Origin of the sequence: Streptomyces sp. NPDC003247 (genome assembly GCF_042888135.1) — a bacterium.
Taxonomy (GTDB): domain Bacteria; phylum Actinomycetota; class Actinomycetes; order Streptomycetales; family Streptomycetaceae; genus Streptomyces.
Genome location: NZ_JBIAPF010000033.1, coordinates 1 through 5,291, shown reverse-complemented (window position 1 = coordinate 5,291; position 5,291 = coordinate 1). Strand labels below are relative to the sequence as shown.

At 69.3% G+C, this 5,291-nt stretch carries 6 protein-coding genes; 3 read left to right on the top strand and 3 right to left on the bottom strand.

The features are described from left to right. Positions 1 to 214 (top strand): hypothetical protein (locus ACFYWQ_RS43550; protein WP_389526431.1); only part of this gene is annotated, 214 nt, incomplete at its 5' end. Between the two features lie 155 nt (positions 215 to 369). On the opposite strand, the gene ACFYWQ_RS43545 is transcribed toward ACFYWQ_RS43550, so the two are convergent. The 3 genes from ACFYWQ_RS43545 to thyX all read right to left on the bottom strand — a co-directional run bounded on the left by ACFYWQ_RS43545 (position 370) and on the right by thyX (position 4,031). Then, on the bottom strand, positions 370 to 2,055 hold the full coding sequence (locus tag ACFYWQ_RS43545; protein WP_389526428.1) for a ribonuclease J: 1,686 nt from the start codon (positions 2,053 to 2,055) through the stop codon (positions 370 to 372). A 142-nt stretch (positions 2,056 to 2,197) separates the two neighbouring features. Further along, the gene (gene dapA / locus ACFYWQ_RS43540; RefSeq protein WP_389526426.1) at positions 2,198 to 3,097 is read right to left on the bottom strand and encodes a 4-hydroxy-tetrahydrodipicolinate synthase; all 900 of its coding nucleotides are present in this window, start codon (positions 3,095 to 3,097) and stop codon (positions 2,198 to 2,200) included. 193 nt (positions 3,098 to 3,290) lie between these two features. After that, complete coding sequence (thyX, locus tag ACFYWQ_RS43535; protein WP_389526423.1) at positions 3,291 to 4,031, bottom strand: FAD-dependent thymidylate synthase; 741 nt, start codon at positions 4,029 to 4,031, stop codon at positions 3,291 to 3,293. Between the two features lie 213 nt (positions 4,032 to 4,244). Between thyX and ACFYWQ_RS43530 the strand changes: the two genes are divergently transcribed. After that, positions 4,245 to 4,481: a hypothetical protein gene (locus ACFYWQ_RS43530; RefSeq protein WP_389526420.1), complete on the top strand. Its 237-nt coding sequence runs from the start codon at positions 4,245 to 4,247 to the stop codon at positions 4,479 to 4,481. A 125-nt stretch (positions 4,482 to 4,606) separates the two neighbouring features. Next, positions 4,607 to 5,161 (top strand): hypothetical protein, encoded by a 555-nt coding sequence (locus tag ACFYWQ_RS43525; RefSeq protein ID WP_389526418.1) that lies wholly within the window; start codon positions 4,607 to 4,609, stop codon positions 5,159 to 5,161. Positions 5,162 to 5,291: the final 130 nt, after the last annotated feature.

Genomic DNA, 5,291 nt, shown 5'->3' with positions numbered 1-5,291 from the left:
TTTTGGCACGCTGTTGAGTTCTCAAGGAACGGACGCTTCCTTTGTACTCACCCGAGAGACTCTCTCAGGCTTTCCTCCGGGCTTTTTCCCTTCGGTCTTGCGTTTCCGACTCTATCAGATCTTTTCTCGATCCGATTTCCTCGGTGCTTTCCAGGTTCCCGCTTTTGTTTCGCGGTTTCCTTTCCGGCGGTTCCGACTTTATCAGAAGTTCTGAGTCGGATTTCCCGGCCCCTCCCGGGGTGGTCCCTGCGTGCTTGAAGCTGCCGGGTTCCCGTTCAGGCGGAGCCGTAAACGTACTGGAGCGGGGCGCCCCGATGCAAATCGAGGGGCCCCGCTCCGAGTCCACGCGGATGACGGGTCGTCCGCGGGTCAGACCTCCACGACGACCGGGAGGATCATCGGCCTGCGGCGGTAGGTGTCGGAGACCCACTTGCCCAGCGTGCGGCGGATGAGTTGCTGCAGCTGGTGGGGCTCGACCACGCCGTCCTGGGCCGAGCGCTCCAGGACCTCGGTGATCTTCGGGAGGACGGCCGAGAAGGCCGAGTCCTCGATGCCCGAACCGCGGGCCTGGACGTGCGGACCGCCCGTGATCTTGCCGGTGGAGGCGTCCACCACGACGAAGACCGAGATGATGCCCTCGTCGCCCAGGATCTTGCGGTCCTTCAGGGCCGGCTCGCCCACGTCGCCGACCGAGAGCCCGTCGACGTACACGTAACCGGCCTGGACCTTGCCGGAGATCTTGGCCTTGCCCTCGATGAGGTCGACGGCGATGCCGTCCTCGGCGATGACGATCCGGTCGTGCGGGACGCCGGTCAAGGCGCCCAGCTCGGCGTTGGCCCTCAGATGGCGCCATTCGCCGTGGACCGGCATCAGGTTCTTGGGGCGGCAGATGTTGTAGAAGTACAGGAGCTCGCCCGCGGACGCGTGGCCGGAGACGTGCACCTTGGCGTTGCCCTTGTGGACGACGTTCGCGCCCCAGCGGGTCAGGCCGTTGATCACGCGGTAGACCGCGTTCTCGTTGCCGGGGATGAGCGACGACGCCAGGATCACCGTGTCGCCTTCGACGATGCGGATCTGGTGGTCGCGGTTGGCCATGCGGGACAGCGCGGCCATCGGTTCGCCCTGGGAGCCCGTACAGACCAGGACCACCTCATGGTCGGGGAGGTCGTCGAGGGTGCGGACGTCCACCACCAGGCCCGGCGGGACCCTGAGGTACCCGAGATCGCGGGCGATGCCCATGTTGCGGACCATCGAGCGGCCGACGAAGGCGACCCGGCGGCCGTACTCGTGGGCCGCGTCCAGGATCTGCTGGATGCGGTGGACGTGGCTGGCGAAGCTGGCCACGATGATCCGCTTGCGGGCGTTGGCGAAGACCGTGCGCAGGACGTTGGAGATGTCCCGCTCGGGCGGGACGAACCCCGGGACCTCGGCGTTCGTCGAGTCGGCGAGGAGGAGGTCGATCCCCTCTTCGCTCAGACGTGCGAAGGCGTGGAGGTCCGTGAGGCGGTTGTCCAGCGGGAGCTGGTCCATCTTGAAGTCGCCCGTGTGGACCGCCATGCCGGCCGGTGTGCGGATGGCGACCGCGAGGGCGTCCGGGATGGAGTGGTTGACCGCGATGAACTCGCAGTCGAACGGGCCGATGCGCTCGCGGTTCCCCTCCGCCACCTCGAGGGTGTACGGGCGGATGCGGTGCTCCTGGAGCTTGGCCTCGATGAGGGCGAGGGTCAGCTTGGAGCCGATCAGCGGGATGTCCGGCTTCTCCCGGAGGAGGTAGGGGACGCCGCCGATGTGGTCCTCGTGGCCATGGGTGAGGACGATGCCCTCGATGTCGTCGAGGCGGTTCCGGATGGACGAGAAGTCCGGCAGGATCAGGTCGATTCCGGGCTGCTCCTCCTCGGGGAAGAGCACTCCGCAGTCGACGATCAGCAGGCGGCCGCCGTACTCGAAGACCGTCATGTTGCGGCCGATCTCTCCGAGACCGCCCAGTGGGGTGACCCGCAGGCCGCCCTCGGGGAGCGGCGGAGGCGGGCTCAGTTCGGGGTGCGGATGACTCAAAAGACTCTCCTCAACCACACGCGCCACGTACCGGTCGGGCACGTGGCGCGCGTGACGTTCGTGCAGAAGCAGTTGTCGTGTGGAAGGTGCAGGCGCCGGTGGGCCTGCCGTGTTCGGTCGTATTCAGTTGTGAAGTCTGGTGTCAGAGCTGTACCCCGCCCGCGGCAAGATCGATCTTGAGCTGTTCGATCTCTTCGGCGGAGCACTCGACCATGGGGGCGCGCAGCGGGCCCGCGGGCAGGCCCTGGAGGGTGAGGGCGGCCTTCGTGGTCATGACGCCCTGGGTGCGGAACATGCCCGTGTACACCGGGAGCAGCTTCTGGTGGATCTCGGTGGCCTTCTGGACCTCACCGGCGACGAACGCGTCCACGAGGGCGCGCAGGTCGGGGGTGACGACGTGGCCCACGACCGAGACGAAGCCGACCGCGCCCACGGAGAGCAGCGGCAGGTTCAGCATGTCGTCGCCGGAGTACCAGGCGAGGCGGGAGCGGGCGATCGCCCAGCTCGCGCGGCCGAGGTCGCCCTTGGCGTCCTTGTTGGCCACGATCCGCGGGTGCTCCGCGAGGCGGACGAGCGTCTCGGTGTTGATCGGGACGCCGCTGCGGCCGGGGATGTCGTAGAGCATGACCGGCAGCTCGGTGGCGTCGGCGATGGCCGTGAAGTGGCGGTACAGGCCCTCCTGAGGGGGCTTGTTGTAGTACGGGGTGACGGCCAGGAGGCCGTGGGCGCCCGCCTTCTGCGCCTCGTGCGCCAGCTCGATGCTGTGGCGCGTGTCGTTGGTGCCGACGCCGGCCACGACGTGGGCCCGGTCGCCGACGGCCTCCAGGACGGCTCGTACCAGGTCCGATTTCTCCGCGTCGCTGGTGGTCGGGGACTCGCCGGTGGTGCCGTTGACGATCAGGCCGTCGTTGCCTGCGTCCACCAGGTGGGTGGCGAGCCGCTGTGCGCCGTCGAGGTCGAGTGCGCCGTCCGCCGCGAAGGGCGTGACCATGGCGGTGAGGACCCGCCCGAAGGGGGTCTGCGGAGTGGAGGTCGGAGCCATGGGTAACACGCTACTCGTTGCTCAGGGCGGGGTCTGCCCTCGGGGCGGGCGACAAGTCGTGACAAAGATGGAGCCCGGCACTGCCTGCTCGGGGGTTCAAGCAGTGCCGGGTCCGTTTGATCAGGCTAGATGAACTTCCGCAAATGCCGCAATACGGACACTTCGCACGGATGATCCGTACATACGTCTTCGATCACGGGGCCACACGGCCGTTGGCGTTGAAGGCCGCGTAGGTGAGGGGCATGAGCCTGGCCCACTCGGCCTCCATCTTCTCGCCGACCATCTCGATCTCCCTCTGCGGGAAGGACGGGACCTTGGCCAGCTCGTGCTGGGTGCGCAGGCCGAGGAAGTGCATCAGGGAGCGGGCGTTGCAGGTGGCGTACATCGAGGAGAACAGGCCGACGGGGAGGACCGCGCGGGCGACCTCGCGGGCGACACCGGCGGCGAGCATCTCCTGGTAGGCCAGGTACGCCTCGCGGTACGAGTCCTCCATGGTGCGCTCGACCAGCTCCTGCTGGGCCTCGGTGCCCTCGACGAAGACGTACTTGCCCGGGCGGCCCTCCTGGACGAGCTTGCGGGAGGCGTCGGGGACGTAGAAGACGGGCTGGAGCTCCCGGTAGCGGCCGCTCTCCTCGTTGTACGACCAGCCGACGCGGTGCCGCATGAACTCGCGGAAGACGAAGATCGGGGCGCTGATGAAGAAGGTCATCGAGTTGTGCTCGAAGGGGCTGCCGTGGCGGTCCCGCATCAGGTAGTTGATCAGGCCCTTCGAACGCTCGGGGTCCTTGTTCAGCTCGTCCAGGGACTGCTCGCCGACGGTCGAGACGCGGGCGGCGAACAGCACGTCGGCGTCGGACGCGGTGTGCTTGACCAGCTCGACGGTGACGTCGCTGCGGGTGAAGATCTTGGATTCGTCGGCGGGCCTGTCGGTCACAGTGCGGGGGTCCTTCCGGGTCGGCTTGAACGCGGCGTCAACTCTACGGGGGCGCCGGGGGCGGATCCTCACGGGCGTGCCTCGGATTCGTCCGGGACGTCTCGTGAAATGGGGCACGTTTTCGGGCACCCGGTCGTCTGTATCAGTGATGCGTACCCGTGACGCGTACCAGTGACGACGTCCACGCGACGTCCCGAGGAGGATTGACCCATCATGTTCCGTCGGCGCGAGTCCGTACCCTTCGCCTTCCTCGCCGAAGCCGACACGTTCCGCAGCAATGTCGCCCCGCCGCCCCGGGAGCGGTCCTCCGTCGGGCAGATAGCCGGGCGCTGGCTGCTGGGGCTCACCATCGTGGCCGCGCTGGTGGGATCCCTGGTCATCGGGATGCCGGCGCTGTCCCAGGACCAGTCCGCCCTGACGCAGCAGTCACAGGCGTCGGAGGGGCGCTGACCCCTCCGCCGTCGTCCGAAGGGTGTGTGGAGTACCCCCACGGGCCCCCGAAGGTGGTGGGGACGGGCGGGGGGCGGATAGCCTCTCCGGGCACAGCCCACGCATGGATCGAGTGAGGACCAGCCGTGCCCCTGTCCTTCCTGGCGGCCGACCGCGCCTTCGAAACGGTGGACGACGTCGCGTTGCCCTTCGACGACCGTGACCACTGGCGGCGCCCCTATCGTCCCGGGCCCTGCCGTGTCGGCGCGGCCGCGCTGTGTCTGCTGCTCGCCTCCTACGTGCTGTTCGCGGCGGTCGTGATCGCGCTGACCAGCTCGGTGTCCGAGGCCGGCGTGATCTTCGGCGTCTCGCTGCTGGTGATCGCCGCCGCGCTGCGGCTGCTGCGGATGGGCGTATGGGTGAGTGCGCGCGGGCTGCGGCACGTGGGCTTCCTCCGCACCCGGACGGTGTCCTGGGGACGGGTGGCGGCCGTACGGACCGTGCAGCAGCCGGTGCGCTGGCTGGGTCTGCCGCGGACCGTGCAGGGCCAGGCCCTGACGCTGCTGCGGCGGGACCGCGCGACGGACGGTGCCCTGCCGCTGCTGACCACGCACGGCGCCGACTTCTTCGGACGGGTCGAGGCCTTCGACCGGGCCGCGGACGCGGTGGAGGCCTGGGCCGAGGAGTACGGGCGGCACTGAGCCCGGAGGCGGGGGGGGGGGGGGGGGGGGGGGGGCCCCGGGGGCCCCGCCCCCCCCGCCCCCCCCCCCCCCGCCGCGGGGGGGCGGGGGCGGGGGGCCCCCCCGCCCCCCCCCCCCGCCCCCCCCCCCC

Excerpts from the sequence above, each read along its gene's own strand:
- dapA (WP_389526426.1), bottom strand. The coding sequence starts at position 3,097 with ATGGCTCCGACCTCCACTCCGCAGACCCCCTTCGGGCGGGTCCTCACC.
- ACFYWQ_RS43530 (WP_389526420.1), top strand. The coding sequence starts at position 4,245 with ATGTTCCGTCGGCGCGAGTCCGTACCCTTCGCCTTCCTCGCCGAAGCC.